Origin of the sequence: Sorangium sp. So ce363, from assembly GCF_051520435.1 — a bacterium.
GTDB lineage: Bacteria > Myxococcota_A > Polyangia > Polyangiales > Polyangiaceae > Sorangium > Sorangium cellulosum_B.
This window is the reverse complement of the sequence record NZ_CP150333.1, coordinates 10856882-10871886: the sequence shown is the minus strand read 5'-3', so window position 1 is coordinate 10871886 and position 15005 is coordinate 10856882. Positions and strand designations below refer to the sequence as shown.

General features: G+C 70.2%; 8 protein-coding genes. 5 read left to right on the top strand and 3 right to left on the bottom strand.

Going from position 1 to position 15005, the window contains the following annotated elements:
• Positions 1-132 precede the first annotated feature (132 nt).
• Positions 133-4530: an RHS repeat-associated core domain-containing protein gene (locus tag WMF12_RS40885; protein WP_437853997.1), complete on the top strand. Its 4398-nt coding sequence runs from the start codon at positions 133-135 to the stop codon at positions 4528-4530.
• 115 nt (positions 4531-4645) lie between these two features.
• Here WMF12_RS40885 and WMF12_RS40880 read toward each other — a convergent pair whose 3' ends face one another.
• A complete protein-coding gene (locus tag WMF12_RS40880) occupies positions 4646-4930 on the bottom strand; it encodes a hypothetical protein (RefSeq protein WP_437853995.1) in 285 nt (94 codons plus the stop codon).
• Positions 4931-5221: 291 nt separating this feature from the next.
• Between WMF12_RS40880 and WMF12_RS40875 the strand changes: the two genes are divergently transcribed.
• The 4 genes from WMF12_RS40875 to WMF12_RS40860 all read left to right on the top strand — a co-directional run bounded on the left by WMF12_RS40875 (position 5222) and on the right by WMF12_RS40860 (position 9620).
• Positions 5222-5479: a hypothetical protein gene (locus WMF12_RS40875; protein ID WP_437742167.1), complete on the top strand. Its 258-nt coding sequence runs from the start codon at positions 5222-5224 to the stop codon at positions 5477-5479.
• A 284-nt stretch (positions 5480-5763) separates the two neighbouring features.
• On the top strand, positions 5764-6165 hold the full coding sequence (locus WMF12_RS40870) for a hypothetical protein (protein ID WP_437853993.1): 402 nt from the start codon (positions 5764-5766) through the stop codon (positions 6163-6165).
• A 151-nt stretch (positions 6166-6316) separates the two neighbouring features.
• A complete protein-coding gene (locus tag WMF12_RS40865; protein WP_437853991.1) occupies positions 6317-6841 on the top strand; it encodes a DUF6334 family protein in 525 nt (174 codons plus the stop codon).
• 1081 nt (positions 6842-7922) lie between these two features.
• Positions 7923-9620: an FG-GAP-like repeat-containing protein gene (locus tag WMF12_RS40860; RefSeq protein ID WP_437853990.1), complete on the top strand. Its 1698-nt coding sequence runs from the start codon at positions 7923-7925 to the stop codon at positions 9618-9620.
• Between the two features lie 38 nt (positions 9621-9658).
• On the opposite strand, the gene WMF12_RS40855 is transcribed toward WMF12_RS40860, so the two are convergent.
• Both WMF12_RS40855 and WMF12_RS40850 read right to left on the bottom strand, forming a co-directional pair.
• Positions 9659-10822, bottom strand: a complete 1164-nt coding sequence (locus WMF12_RS40855) for a UDP-N-acetylmuramate dehydrogenase (RefSeq protein WP_437853988.1) — start codon at positions 10820-10822, stop codon at positions 9659-9661.
• The gene (locus WMF12_RS40850) at positions 10819-14919 is read right to left on the bottom strand and encodes a hypothetical protein (RefSeq protein WP_437853986.1); all 4101 of its coding nucleotides are present in this window, start codon (positions 14917-14919) and stop codon (positions 10819-10821) included. The genes WMF12_RS40855 and WMF12_RS40850 overlap by 4 nt, the downstream gene beginning before the upstream one ends.
• Between the last annotated feature and the right edge of the window lie 86 nt (positions 14920-15005).

Sequence of the window (15005 nt, the reverse complement as noted above, 5' to 3'; positions counted from 1 at the left end):
GCATCGACACCACGCATCCACGCTTTGACTACATCCTACGCCTGACGCCCGAGAACTCCCCCTACCAGGCGTGTCTCCCACATCCCCAAGACGCGCCAAATCCGCCGCTCCGATCGGACGCAGCGCGCCCACGTGAGGAGCTTCAAGGTCGAGGTCTGCTACTTCGTGTGCGTCGGCGGGTCGGTGTTCTACTCGGAAGGCGCCGGCTCATCGCACCTCGCGTTCGAGGACATCGACGGTGATGGGCTTCAGGATCACGTGCTCAAGCGGGACGGCGATGCGACGGTGTACGCGCGGGTGAACGCGCTCGGCAAGACGAACCTCTTGCGGCGGGTGAGCCGGCCGCTCGGCGGGAGCATCGAGCTGGAGTACCAGCGCGAGGGCAACCTGGTCGTGCCGAGCGAAGGGGCGCTCGGGGAGATGGATAGGGCGCCTCAGGTCGACATGCCGTCGAGCCAGTGGGTGCTGAGCGAGGTGACGGTGCACGACGGCGTGGAGGGCGCGCCGGGGGTGTACGGGGTGCATGCGTACCGGACGAGCATCGCGACGCACGCGGATGGGGTCTACGACCGGGAGGAGCGGGTCGAGCTCGGGTACGGGCTCGTGACGACGACGGCGCTCGGCGAGGATGGCGTCACGGCGATGTCGAGCGAGGACGTCGAGCACCTGAACCACGACGTCTACCGCCGCGGCTTTGTCGCGCGCTCGACGCTGCGCGACGGCGACGGGCTGCTCACCACGGTGAACGAGGTCGACTACGCGCCACCGCCCGAGGGGCTGGAGCCCAGGGCGGGCTGGTTCTTCCCCAAGGAGACGGAGCGGCGGAGCGCGTTCTACGAGGGGACGACCGACGACCCGAGCGCGCCGCACAAGAGCACGCGCGAGACGCGGGTCTTCGACGAGCTCGGCAACCTGATCGAGCTGCACGCCGACGGCGAGGCCGATACGCCGGACGACAATGTGCATCAGAGGGTGGGCTACACGGAGCCTGGATCGGCCTACATCGTGAAGCCGGAGCTCGTCGAGACAACGGACGAGCAGGGTCGCGTGCTGCGCCGGCGAACGGCGACGTACTGGCCGGGGACGGGCGCGCTGCGGACCGTCACGAACGTCATCTCCGGCGGCAAGCGAGCGGATGGGACGACTTACGCGAACGCGGAGGCCACGTGGAGCTATGGGTTCGATGACTTCGGCAACCTCGAGACGTCGACCGACCCGAACAGCTACAAGTTGACCTACAGCTACGATGAGGTGACGCACAGCTACCGCACGTGCGCGAGCGATAGCTTCGGGTACCATTCGAACAGCGTGCCGAATCTGCTGTATGGCACGGCGGCGCAGGAGACCGATGTCAACGGGCACACGATGGTGCACCGGGTGGACGACTTCGGGCGGCTCACCGAGGTCTGGGGGCCGAGCGATCTGGCGCAGGACGGCGAGGACGCCGTTCCTGTCGGGTGCGAGCCGAGCAAGGTCTGGAGCGCGGAGGAGCTGGCGGGAGAAGGGGAGCCGACGATCGGGTTCGAGTACGCGCTCCAGCCCGATCAGACCGCCGCGCTGCCGGCGTGGGCGAAGACGAGCCACAAGGACGTGGAGCACCCGGGCGACCCGATCGTGACGGTGACGCTCGCGGATGGGCTGGGGCGCGTGCTGCAGACCAAGAAGGACCACGAGCGTGACACGGGCACGGGCACGGAAGTGGGAATGACGGTCAGCGGGGCGGTAGCGTTCGACGCGCTCGGCCGCGTGGTGGAGCAGGGGCAGCCGGGCTTCAGCGTGGAGGCGGATACGGCTTTCGTGAGCCTGGAGCTGCTGCGGCCGACGCTCACGCGTTACGACGCGGTCTCGCGTGTGCGGGAGGTCGCCATGCCGGACACGAGCGCGCCGGGCGGCTACGCGCGGACGGCGATCGAGCACGACCTGGTGGCGCTGGAAGGACAGCTGCTGTTCCAGGAGATGGTGATCGACGCCAACGCGAAGATGCGGAACACGTACCGGGACGTCGGGGGGCGGATCGCGGCAGTGGAGGAGTTCAACCGGATCAAGGGAGCGGAGACGCGGATCGTGACGCGTTACCAGCACAGTCCCCTCGGCGAGCTCGTGCGGGTGACGGACGCGCGGAACAATGCGACGACGGCGACGTACGACTCGGTGGGCCGGATGGTGACGCTGGTCAGCCCCGACGCGGGCCGCACGGAGTGGCGGTACGATCTGGTCGGGAACCTTCGAGCGAAGCAGACGGCGGAGCTCGCGGCGCGGGGGCAGCTGATCCGGTATGAGTACGACTTCAACCGGCTGCGGAAGATCGACTATCCGATGACGCAGGACGTGGTCTACACGTACGGCGAGCCGGACGACGCCGGGGACGAGGAAGGCAACCGAGCGGCGCGGCTGGTGGAGGAGACGAGCGCGGCGGGCAGGCGGAGCTTCCGTTACGATCGGTTCGGCAACACGGCGGAGCTGACCTCGGAGTTCCCGAGGCTGCGGGAGCCGCACCGTGGGCCGTACCAGGCGACGATGAAGTACGTGTTCGACGCGCTGGGAAGGATGCAGGAGATCCACTTCCCGGGTTCGGGCGAGGAGATCGTGCGCTACGGGTACGACCGAGGCGGCTCGGTGGTGTCGGTGATCGGGGAGAACCAGCGGGTCAATCCGCAGCACCCGAGCGAGCCGAGGACGACGGAGTACCTGAGGCACATCGGGTACGACGAGTTCGGGCAGCGGGTGCGCGTGGTGGCGGGCAACGGGATCGAGACGAAGTACCGGTACGACGAGTCGACGCGGCGGATGGCGGAGGTCAACGCGGACCACCAGAGCGCGCAGATGCGGTCGATGGGACGGCCGCCGAGGCCGTTCCAGCGGCTGCGCTACCGGTACGACCTCGTCGGCAACATCCGAGAGCTGAACAACGAGGTGCCGTTCGACGAGTCGCTGGGCGGGGCGGTGATGGTGGCGCGGACGCAGCAGCGGTTCGCGTACGACGACCTGAACCAGCTGACCGAGGCTTCGGGGATCTACCAGGAGCGGGGAAACGAGCAGCAGCGGTACACGCTGGGCATCGACTACGACGTCCTCGGGAACGCGACGGCGAAGCGGCAGGAGGTCGCCCAGTACGGGCGGGTCGGGCCGGACAACTGGCAGCTGCAGTATCCGATCCGGGAGAGGACGTACCGAAACGAGTACCGCTACACCGGGCCGAGGCCGCACGCGGCGAACCAGGTGGACGAGTACGTGCCGGCGGAGTCGCAGCCGCGGTTGAGAGAGCTGTTCTACGACGCGAACGGCAACCACAAGCAGTGGAAGTACCGGGGCAGCCTGCAGCGCACGCTGAGCTGGGACGAGGACAACCGGTTGGTGTCGGTGAGCGAGAACGGGCAGGAGATGTCGCGGGCGCTGTACGACGGCGCCGGGGAGCGGCGGGTGCACCTGCACCGGGTCGCCGGCGAGGAGGAGACGGCGTACGTCGACCAGCACCTCGTGGTGCGCAACGGGGTGATCGCGACGAAGCACCTGTTCGCGGGCGAGACGCGGATCGCGAGCAAGATCGACGCGGACTACTACCAGAGGCCGCCGGTCTTGTACTACCACCCGGACCACCTCGGGAGCACGCAGTACGTCACCGACCAGGACCAGGCGCTGAGCCAGCACGTGGAGTACCTGCCGAGCGGGGAGCTGTGGGCGGACCAGACGGACTCGCGGTACCAGAACCGGCAGCCGTACCTGTTCACCGGGAAGGAACTCGACCTGTCGACGGCGCTCTACCACTACGGGGCGCGGAGCTATGAGCCGCGGCTCGGGGTGTGGATGAGCCCGGATCCGATCCTCGACCAGTACATGTGGGGCGCGGTGAACGGCGGGGTGTACGAGCCGGCGAACCTCGGGCTATACAGCTACGCGCGGAACAATCCTGTCGTCTACGTCGACCCGGACGGTCGGTCGTGGTGGACCAAAGCGCTCAAGGTCGGCCGCAAGCTGCTGAAGGGTGCGGACGCAGCCGATGCCTTCGCGGACAACATTCAGGACGCCAAGACGATCATTGAGCCGAATGCGTCGTTGACCGATAAGCTCATCGCAGGAGCTTCGCTGGCGAGCGAGTTCCTGCCGGTCAGCGCCGGCGATCTTAAGGACGTCAAGCGCGCCATCGACGGAGCGGATGCCGTACGGGATGCCGCGAAGAAGGTCGAGAAGGCAGATGAACGACTGGATGCGGCAAGAGCCGCACGCGACGCGAGGGCTGCCGAGCTGGGTCCCCTCAGACCGCCGGAGCGACCTGCAGCGGTTGCGGGTGGATACCATAAGGAAACAGGTAAACCCGTCACCGGATGCTCTGGTGGAGGTAAGTGTGCCGAGGATCGCGTTGTCGAGGCCCTTGGTGGTGACCCGAGCAAAGTCAAGTTCACAGAGGCGGTTCGTCCGAGACGTCATGGTCCGCCGTTCAAAGAGGTAGACGTGTGTGAGAGACGCGAGGGAAAATACGGACGAGAACCGTTCCCCAAGGGAACGAAATTCGAGTCCGACAAGAGGAGGTAAGATGGATTGGGAAGTTCTTCGGCATGATTGGTCTTCCCTGCGCGCCGCGGGGGGGGCAAGTCACATCCCTCGGGCGCTTCAGGACCTTGAATCGGCATCGACAGACGAAAGCGCGTCACACGCATACTGGCAGATCGATAATTGTGTGGTTGTGCAGGGGCATGTGCACCAGGCCGCCATTGCTACAGCGTCGTGCCTTCTGGGAACGTTGCTTCGCTGCACTGATGTTGCTCGTCGTCATGTGCTTGAGCTGCTCGTCCAAATCGGCGGAGGCGAGCCTGCGCCACCTGAGTTTGAGCTCGGTGAGGCCGACGTGGTCGCTCGATGTCTGAAGGAGATTGCTCGCGGATTTCCGATTTATATCAATATCTTGGAGCGCACCACGGATGATGATGAGCAAGGGTTCTGTGTCGACCTTCTCGGGCTGTCATGCAGGGCGGACGATAGACTGCGAGAACGTGTCCGGTGGTACTATCGGAGGCTGCTTTTGCGGCCTGTTTGTAAGGGAACTCCAGAGCTGGTATCTAGCTGGTTAGAAGAGATTGGTGGTTCTGCTGATCGGCCGAAAATAGGATAGTATGTTCCTGGCTATTGCGAGTGTTTGTCGCGCTGACTCGGGTTTTTGTTCACGGTACGCCAGGAAACCCGTTATGAGGCAGGATCTGATGAAGGCAGCGACCAGGATCCTCCGATGAAGGCAACAATGAGCAATCCAAATGATAAGCCGAATGTGCATGGGACCCTCTCCGTTACGAATAGCAACGATGATGCGCTGCTTCTTACCTTGGAGCCATGGGCCGAGGAAGTCGTGCTCTCACCAGGTCAAAGTGTGCAGGTCGCCTTCTCAGGTCCGCAAGGCGGGCAAATGGAACTAGAGCTTAAGTCGGGAGCGGTCATCCTGTATGGATGGGAGGGTTCCGTCCTCACCATCAAAAGCGAGGAACCTTGAGCCGTGGGGAGGCCGCCGTTGCTCCGAAGGGGTGTGCGCTGAGGCCCTCGGGCAGCGACCGAACATCCAGTTTACGCCGACAGGTCGCCCTCGTGTTGATGCGGTCGATAATCTCTGTCCGAACTGCGAGGCGAAGCATGGACGCGACCCATTGTTCCCGAGGCTGCGGGAGCCGTATTGCGTGCCATACGAGGCGACGCTGAAATACGTGTTCGACGCGCTGGGACGGATGCAGGAGATCCACTTCCCGGGCGCGGACGCAGCAGCGGTTTGAGGTGAAAAATATGTCGGACGTGGCGGATTCGAGGCGCAGTCGTCAGCCAATCGAAAATGTGTCAGCCGTGCTCGCCATCCGATTGGACGAGCCGTCGGCGACATGGGTTATGGATCTTCTGTGCTTGGATCGATTGCTAAGATTTGTTCCGCTTGGTCTCGTCTATCTGAGCTGCTCGCACGATTCCATCGAGCGCGACGAGACGCGGTATGATGTCGTTGAGACAACGACAGAGCGCCGGGTGATGAGCGGCGAGGAGCTCCGTCGGTATCAATACATTGGAAATGGGGACGCCGCTCGTTCATGTTGGATCGTCGGCATCCATGGAAGTGGCATGGTGATCACTGTTGTGTGCGACGACTTCTCGCTCGAGTGGCTCGATCTCGCAGGGCATTACCCGCATCTGGCATGACGCCGTCTGCTGTGAAAGCATCTCCGCGGCCGCAACGGCGAGACCTTGTTTGCTCTGCGGTCGGTGGGTTCCTGTGAGCGAGACGGCGATGCGAATGTGTACGCGCGCGTGAAGGCGATCGGCACGGCGAGTCGAGTTCGGGTACGGGCTCGTGACGACGACGTTCGCGTATGCGCTCCAGCCGGACCAGATCGCCGCGCTGCCGGCGTGGGCGAAGACGAGCCCCAAGTACGCGGAGCACCCGGCGGCAAGAATTGTGGTCAGTAAACTGAGGCGAATAATGAGCGTGCTTGATACGATAAAGCCATTCGTCGACGAAGGTGGCTCGTTGGCCATGGTTGGGTTGTACGTCGACGAGGACCTCGGTGGACAATGTGTTGGTGCGCACCTCGCGTTCCCTGAGAAAGAGCTGTATGTTTATGCAGAAGGAGCGGATGATTCCATAGGCGCCTCCGAGGCTTTCCCCGCTGCTCTTTCGGATGGGGCGATTCGTATGGTATTGGCGCCTGTTGAGTGGACCTCGGCGATCGGTCACCCCATTCTATGGGCGTGGGCAATGACCAATACCCAAGGAAGAATCGATGGGTTACAGATCGAGTTTGGTACTGTTGACGGTCCTTTAATTACGTTGCAGATCGTGGTTCGCGCCTCGACGCTTGTGCTGCGCACGCTTTAAATCGATTTCGTGGGCTTTGGCGAAAGGAGAGCTGCGACGGAAGCTTCGAGGTGCAAGTCTGCTTCTTTGTCTGTATCGGAGGATCGGTGTACTACTCCGAGGGAAGCGGGGGTTGCATCTCGGTTTCGAGGACATCGACGGCGACCGGCTGGCCGACCATGTGCTGAAGCAAGCGTGCAGCGCACGCTGAACTGCGACGAGGACGACCGCCTGGTGTCGGTGAGCGAGAATCGCGCCCCGGCCGAGGCCATCGATCACCTCGAACCGGCCGAGCCTCGCGCCCGGACGCAGATCGGACGGCGCCTCGACGCTGGGCAGCGCCGGCGCGGCGAGCGCCCTCCGGTCCGGGCAGGTGATCACGCTCGCGGACGGCTCGGCCGCGAAGCCCGGGGTCGCGCCCCGGGGGTCGCGCCCCCGCCGATAGACGAGTGATCCAGATTGCTCGCGGCTGGCGCCTCCGGCTCCTCCGAGAGCGGCGCCCCGCAGCGGGCGCAGCGCGGGTTGAACGGGGAGCTGTCCGCGCTGCAGCGCCGGCAGGCAAACGACCGCGCGCTCCCCCGCGATCACGGGGCGCTCGTACCACGCCCTGGCGCCGGCCCCCCTCGGCGTGGCGACCTGAGGTCCCGATCCGAACCCCGCCTCCGCGTGGGCGCGTCCGCGCTGGAAGAGCAGGGATCCGTCGCGCTGGAGCTCCGGACCCTGGCGTGATGCCTCACTCGCCCTGTCTCTGTGGAGGAGACACCTGTCCTCCCGGGGCGACAGTTCGATCGAGACGACGGGCTCGCGAGGGGGCCGGAAAAAGCGCTCCTCCCGCTCATGCGCATAGGCGATCCGCGGGGGCGAGCGCCGTCCCGACCCGGCACGTGCGTTGCTGAAGCCTGAAGAGCGACGCGTTGCTGAAGAGGCCCGCTGAACGCCCTCCAACGACGGAGGGCGCGAGCGCGCGCCAGAGCAACCGATGCGTGTCCCCTTCGCGCGCCACCACGGCGGGCGAAGCGAAAAGGAGGGTAGCGATATGACGATTGAACCGATGACTCAAAAGCATGTTCGTCGACGGCGCTGGCTGTGTCCCTTGCTGGCGATGCCGCTCGTCGCCTGCGCGGCCGACCCCGGTGGGGCGGGCGACTTCGAGGAGACGGCCCAGGTCGCATCGCCGATCGTCGACCCGACGCCGGCGGGGCCCAGCGATCTGCTCGCGATGGTGAAGGTGTCGACCTCGCAGGGGAGCTGCTCGGGCATGGTCATCGCCGCGGACACGGTCCTCACCGCCGCGCATTGCTTCTGCGAGGACGGCTACGTCGGCGACAACGGCTGCTCCACGGACGCGACGGTGACCTTTCGCCCCGACCCGGCGACGCCGGGCGCGCGCCCGCGCGTGCTGAGCGGCGTGGCCGAGATCCAGCCGGACTACAACCCGTCCTGGACCGAGAGGCAGATCGAGCATGACATCGCGGTCATCAAGCTGAATGGCGTCGCGCCGGCGCACGTGAAGCCCTTCGTCGTGGCCAACGATTACCCCGCAGAGGGCTCGAGGGTCACGATCGCCGGCTTCGGGCGCACGGGCGCCGATTGCAGCACCCCCTTCGGCACCCTGAACTTCGACGCCGCCGTGGTCGGCGGGTACGAGGACGGCCACGACATCCTGCGCTTCAACGACCAGGTCTTTTGCGGCGGCGACTCGGGCGGGGCCGTCTTGAACGTCGAGGCGAGCCGGCTCTACGCCGTCCACTCGATGCACACGTGGACGGTGACCCATGACTGGGTCAGCAAGGGGGTCACGACGGGCTCCGAGTTCGACTGGATCAAATCGCACATGTGCCCGTCGTCACCCTCGAACCAGTGCAGCGGCCACGGCGACACGTGCTCCTGCTCGGCCAGCACCAACTTGCTGTGGCGGCACACCAATGGCCAGGTGGCCATCTGGTTCATGGACGGCGGCGACATCGTCGGCGAGGCCTACCCCGGCGGCCAGGACCCGAGCCTCTCCTGGAAGATCCAGGGCTCCGGAGACTTCGACGGCGACGGTCAGAGCGACGTGCTCTGGCGACACACCACGGGTCAGGTCGCCATCTGGTTCATGGATGACGGAGCCGTCGTCGGTCAGGCCTACCCCGGCGGCCAGGACCCGAGCCTCTTCTGGAAGGTGGCTGGCGTCGGCGATTTCGACGGCGACGGGCGCTCGGACGTCCTGTGGCGCGACGCCAACGGCCAGCTCGCCATCTGGTTCAAGGGCGACGCCGCTCAGGCCGCGTATCCCGGCTACAACAACCAGCCGGCGCCGGTCGACAACGCGTGGAAGGTGCAGGGCGTCGGCGACTTCGACGGCGATGCGCGCTCGGACATCCTGTGGCGAAACACGAACGGCCAGGTCGCCCTCTGGTTCATGTCGGGCGGGGTGCGGGTGGGCGAGGCCTACCCCGGCGGCCAGGACCCGAGCCTCTTCTGGAAGGTGCAGGCCATCGGCGACTTCGACGGCAACCTGCGCTCGGACATCCTGTGGCGGGACGCCAATGGTCAGCTCGCCATCTGGTTCGGCGGCGAGCAGGGCTTCGACTCACCCTCGTACAACAACGCGCACGGGCCCGGCGACCTCGCATGGCAGGTGCAGGGCGTCGGCGACTTCGATCACGATCGCCGCGACGACATCGTCTGGCGGCACACGAACGGCCAGGTCGGCATCTGGCTGATGCACGGCGCGCACTTCGTCGGCGACCTGTACCCGCGCCAGGTCGACAGCGGCTGGGCGATCAAGGGCATGCTCCACGACGCCGGGCGGTGAGCTGTCGAGGAGGGGTCCTCGGTCGCCCGGGGCCCCTCTTACAGGTGGGCGCCGCTGACGAGATCGTCGATCTCGCCGGGCGCAAACCCCACCAGATCCGGCTCGGCCGAGAGCGCCACGCCGAACCGGTCGAGCACCCCGCGCCGCACGCGCCGCGCCAGGCCGAGCAGCTCCTCCGCCGTGGCGCCGCCGCGGTTCACCAGCGCGAGCGTGTGGCGCGTCGAGATGCCCGCGGCGCCGTGGCGCGTCCCCTTCGCGAAGCCGGCGCGCTCGATCAGCCAGGCGGCGGACAGCTTCACCCGGCCGCCGTCCGCCGGATACCGCGGGATCGCCTCGCCGGGCGCGAGCACGCCCGCCGCCTCGATGCGCGCGATGACGGCCGCGGCGGCGCCGGGGGCGAGCGTCGGGTTCATGAAGAACGACCCCGCGCTCCGGCGGTTCTCGTCCGCCGGATCGAGCACCATCGACTTGCCGCGGCGCAGCGCGATCACCGCGCTGCGCACCTCGCCGAGCGGCGGCGCGGCGCCCCCCGCAGGCGCGGCGAGCGCCCGCTGGAGCTCGGGGTAGCGCGCCGTCGCGGCGCCCCCCGGGCGCAGCGCGAACGTTACGGCCGTGATGACGTACCGCCCGCGCCACGCGCGCTTGAACCGGCTGTCGCGGTAGCCGAAGCCGCAGTCCGCACCGGAGAGGACCACGGCCGCCCCCGTCGCGCGGTCGATCGCCCGGACCTCGACGATCGTCTCCGCGACCTCCTGGCCGTACGCGCCCACGTTCTGGATCGGCGTCGCGCCGACGTCGCCCGGGATGCCCGACAGGCACTCGACGCCCGCCCAGCCCTCGGCGACCGAGCGCGCCACGAGGTCGTCCCACGCCTCACCCGCCCCCGCGCGCACGAGGGCGCGCCCGGCCTCGCCGCCGCCGCCGCCGCCAGTCTCCGCGCCGCCGTCCTCCTCGCGCCCGCGCAGCAGCTCGATCCCGCGCACGCGCACGCGCAGCACCAGCGCGTCGACGCCGCGGTCGGCGACCAGCAGGTTCGATCCGCCGCCCAGCACGAAGAGCGGCACGCCGCGGGCCTCGGCGAAGCGGAACGCCTCGACCACCGCGGCCTCGCCGTCGACCTCGGCGAAATAGCGCGCCGGCCCGCCCACGCCGAGCGTCGTGAGCGGGGCCAGCGGGACCGACTCGCGGACGTCGAGGCTCACGGCTTCTTCTCCGGCGCCTGCGGCCGCGCCCCGCCGCGGACAGCGCCCGGCCCCTGTGCGGCGCCGGTTTGCCGCGCCGGCGTCGCCGGCCGCGCCACCCGGATGCCCGCCATGAAGCCGCTGTCGACCGCCTGCACCCGCTCGACGAACGCCTTGTACTCGTCGATCGACACCGTCCCCGTCGGCAAGCTCAGCGCGAAGTCCTCCTCGATCGCCGCGCCGTAGCTGCCCTTGCGCGACGCCGCGAGGCCCGCGTGCTCAACGCGCACGCCCTCGGGCGCGCGCGCGACCGCGTAGCCCTCGGGCAGCTCGATCCTGCGGCGCACGTGGTACTGGAGCGCGGTCTCGATCGCGAGCGCGCTCTTGCGGGCCCCCCGCGAGGCGTAGGAGGCGCCGAGCGTGCTCGTGTACGCGCGCGGGAACACGAGGTGCACCGGCTCGAGCCCCGGCAGCGTCCACGCCGCGGCGTCCTTGCCCGCAGGCTGCGCGAAGCCGTGGATCGTCACGGTGGCGCGGAGCGCGACCTCCCACGAGCCCTCCGTCGACGAGACGACCACGTCCTCGACGTCGGCCCACGGGAGCCAGCCGAGCACGACGCCCCGGAGCATCTCGCGCCGCGCCGTGCCCACCACGGTCTCGAACGCCTCCGAGAGCGCCTGCGCCGCCCGCCCGTGCAGCAAAATCGTGAACGTTCCCGTGGCGTTACCCTGCACGTCGACCGTCAGCCGGAGGTCGACCTCGTCGCCGGTCTCGCCGCTCGTTCCGGCCACGGTGACGAGCTCGCCGCTCGGCAGCATGGCGGCGCGGCCGCGCAGCTCGGGGCTGATGCGGCCGGGGGGCAGCGGCGGGCCCTCGACGTCGGCGTCGATCCACACGTCGCCGCCCGGAAGGCGGGCGATCACGAGCGGGTGGCGGAAGCGCCCCGCGTGCGGCGGGAAGTCCGCCGACGAGCTGAACGGCTCGGTCTCGGCGATCGCGAGATCGGCGCGCACGCCGAGCTCGCGCAGCGCGCGGTAGACGACCCACGATCGGCTGCCCTGGCCGAGCTCGATCATCGCGCGCGCCGTCGTGCGCTGCGGGCCGCCGCCGAGGAGCGCCGCCATGTCCGAGAGCTCGGCGCCGCCGGCGACCTTCACCGCCTTGCCCGCGGCCGCGACGACGCGCTCGAGCAGCGCGGGCGACGGCGTCCGGTCGGCGCCCGCGGCCTCCCGCGCCCAGCGGGTCATGGTGGGATCGCGGTCCTCGAGCGCGCGGATGTTCTCGTCGAGCGCCGCGGCCACGTGGCCCCAGGTCTGCGTCCCCAGGCTGACGCCGACGCCCATCTCCACGCGAGGCACGCCGTCCTCCATGCGCCGCGGCGGCTGGTCCTTGATGCGCCAGACGCTGACCGTGGAGGCGCCCTGGGCGCGCTGCTCCGCGGCGCCGAGCAGCGGGTGCGACCAGAGCGCGAGCGGGAGCGACGTCGGGCGGCTGACCTCGATCGTCGCCTCGCGGACGCTCGTGCGCTCGGGGAGCAGGTCCCACGTGTCGATGACGAGCTGGCCGCCGTCGCCCGGCAGCGCGTAGCCCTCGGTGACCTGCTCGACGTAGTCGCCCTGCTCGAGCTGGGAGAGGTCGCTCTGGTCCTGCGCGGCGTTCGACGCCGCGTCGGGCGCGAGGATGCGGCCGTCGCGCTTGTGGATGCGGCGGCGCAAGAGGCGCGGCATGGCGCGGCCCTCGATGAGCGGGCCGTAGGTGGCCGCGCCCTGGGCCACGTCCGTGGTGCCGGAGACGCGGCGGAGGTCGTACGTGACGTAGTGGACGAGCCCGTCGGGCGAGATCGTGAACCGCTCGACGTGGCGGAGCACCGCGGTCGCGGCGCCGGGGAGGAACGCCTTCTGCTGGTCCTCCAGCACGAGCTTGCGGCCCTCGGCCTCGAGCGCCGGCGCCGGATCCGGCGCGAGGCCGAGGGCGCGGGTGATGGGGCCGAGCCCGGCGGGGGTGTCGCGCGCCGTCGTGCGGTCGCGGGCGAGGCGGCCCCGCACGGCGCGGGCGTCGCCGCGGCCGGCGGCGAGGCCGAGCGCCTCGAGCATCGCCCGCTGCCCCGGCGGCATCGCGTCGTACACGGCGAGCGCGCCGCGCAGGTCGCCGCGGGCGACGCGCTCGCGGAGCTCGACCTCGCGCAGGGCGTCCGGCGCGCGGCGGAGCCGGCGCAGCCGCTTGATCTCGGCGAGGACCGCGTCGCGGTCGCTCGCGTCGAGGAGCGCGCCGAGGCAGGCGGCGCTCGAGCGATCGAGCCCGCCCTCGCAGGCGGCCTTCACCGCGTCGACGCCGACGCGGCCGTGGATGCGGTCGTCGACGACGGCGAGCAGCGTCGAGCCGGGCGCCGCGGCGGCGAGCTTCGCGTAGGCGGCCTCGGCGACGTCGGTGACGTTCGCGCGGCGGGCGACCACCGCGAGCTCCGCGAGGACCATGCGATCGGCGTCGGCGACGGCGGGCGCGCTCGGGCCGGCCAGCCCGGGGGGCGCGACCCGGACGCCGAGCTCGCGGAGCGCGTCCATGGTGCCCTCGCCCCGGCCGCCGCGGCGCTCGGCGAGCTCCGCCTTGTAGAGGCGCGCCTCCCAGGACGCGGGCCACGCGGCGAGCACGCGCTCGATGGCGGCGCGGGTGCGCTCGACGACCTCGGCCTCGGGAAGATCGCCCACGCGGCGGATGGCCCTCGCGTAGAGCAGGTCGAGGCGCGGCGAGCGCGGCGCGGCGGTGGCCGGAGGCGGCGCGGACGCCGGCGGGCGCGGCGCGGAGGCGGCCGGGGGCGGCGCGGATGCCGGCGAGCGCGCGTCGCTCTGGCGGAGGCGGCCGTCGCCGTCCGGATCGAGGAGGTGCTCGGCCGCGCGCGCGTCGCCGAGCGCGAGCAGGGCCGCGGCCGCGACCTCGACGTCCGCCGCGCCGGGGCGCTGGCCGGCGGCGCCGCGCGACGCCGGGGCCGGCGCCAGGCTGACGGCGGCGGGCCGGGACGCGGACGCGGTCGCGGCGGCGCCGGGGCGCGGCGCGCGGGCGCGGAGCGGCAGGCCGTTCTCGCCCCACGCGGTGAGCTCGATGGCGTCGCCGTCGCCCTTCTGCGCCACGCGCACGACGACGCGCAGCGTCCCCGGCTGGGCCTCGACCGTCGCGAAGCGCGTGACCTGCGCGCCGCCGGCCGCGTAGTCGCGGTGGAGGGCGGGAACGCCGCCCACCTCGAGCACGGCGGCGGACGACGAGGCGAGCGCGAGGCTCACCCGCTGGGCGATCGGGTTGTGGAGGTCGACGACCACGGCGCGCGTCCCCTGGAGGGCGCTCACCGCGTCGATGTCGATGGCGCACGCGTCGGCGCGGACGACGATGGGCGAGGCGCTCTGCGCGAACGGCGCGAGCCCGGGGTAGGCCCTGGCGAGCGGCGCGCCCGGCGCGGAGCTCACGGGGGACGGCCGGGCGAGGCCGTGGAGGGGCGCCGCGTCGAGCGGGCCGACGAGGGCGGCCTCACCCGCGCAGCCGCGGCGCGCGCTCCAGGTCGCCGCCGCGGCCTCGTCGCCGACGAACAGGGCGATGCGGTGGAGGGCGCTCGCGAGCGCGCCGCGCACGAACGGCATCTCCGGCGCGCCGCGGCCGTCGACGTCCGCGAACGCCCAGGCGCGCTGGAGCCGGCGGGCGACCTCGGGGAGCGCCTCGCGCGAGCGGAAGGCGATGGCCGCGGCGTCGGGATCGGGGCCGCCCGCGGTGCCGGCGCCGAAGACGAGCGCGTCGAGCGACGCGATCACGGTGGCGAGGGCGCCGTCGTCGCTCGGCGCGTCGACGGCGCGGTCGAGGGCGTCGAGGTACGGCGCGGCGGCGGCCGAGCTCGTGATCTCGGCCTCCAGCGCGGCCGAGAACGCGGCGGGGAGCGGCGCGTCGGCGGGGAGCGGCGATGCGGCGCCCCGAGGGGCGCACGCGGCGGGCGCGGCGGCGGCGAGCGCGAGGGTGAGCGCCAGGGCGGCGCGGCGAGCGACGAGGAGGGGGCGGCGAGCGACGTGGGGGCGCTCGGCGAGGCGAGGGCTCCCGGGGCGCTGGCCGCCGCTCCTGGGGCTGCGGGGGTGGGTGGTCACGATCGGCGTCTCCACGGCGCCGCGCGCGCGGTGCCTGTCCGCCGTTCCTTACGGGCCTGGGATTGCCGACGCAAAGGTGAACTTCC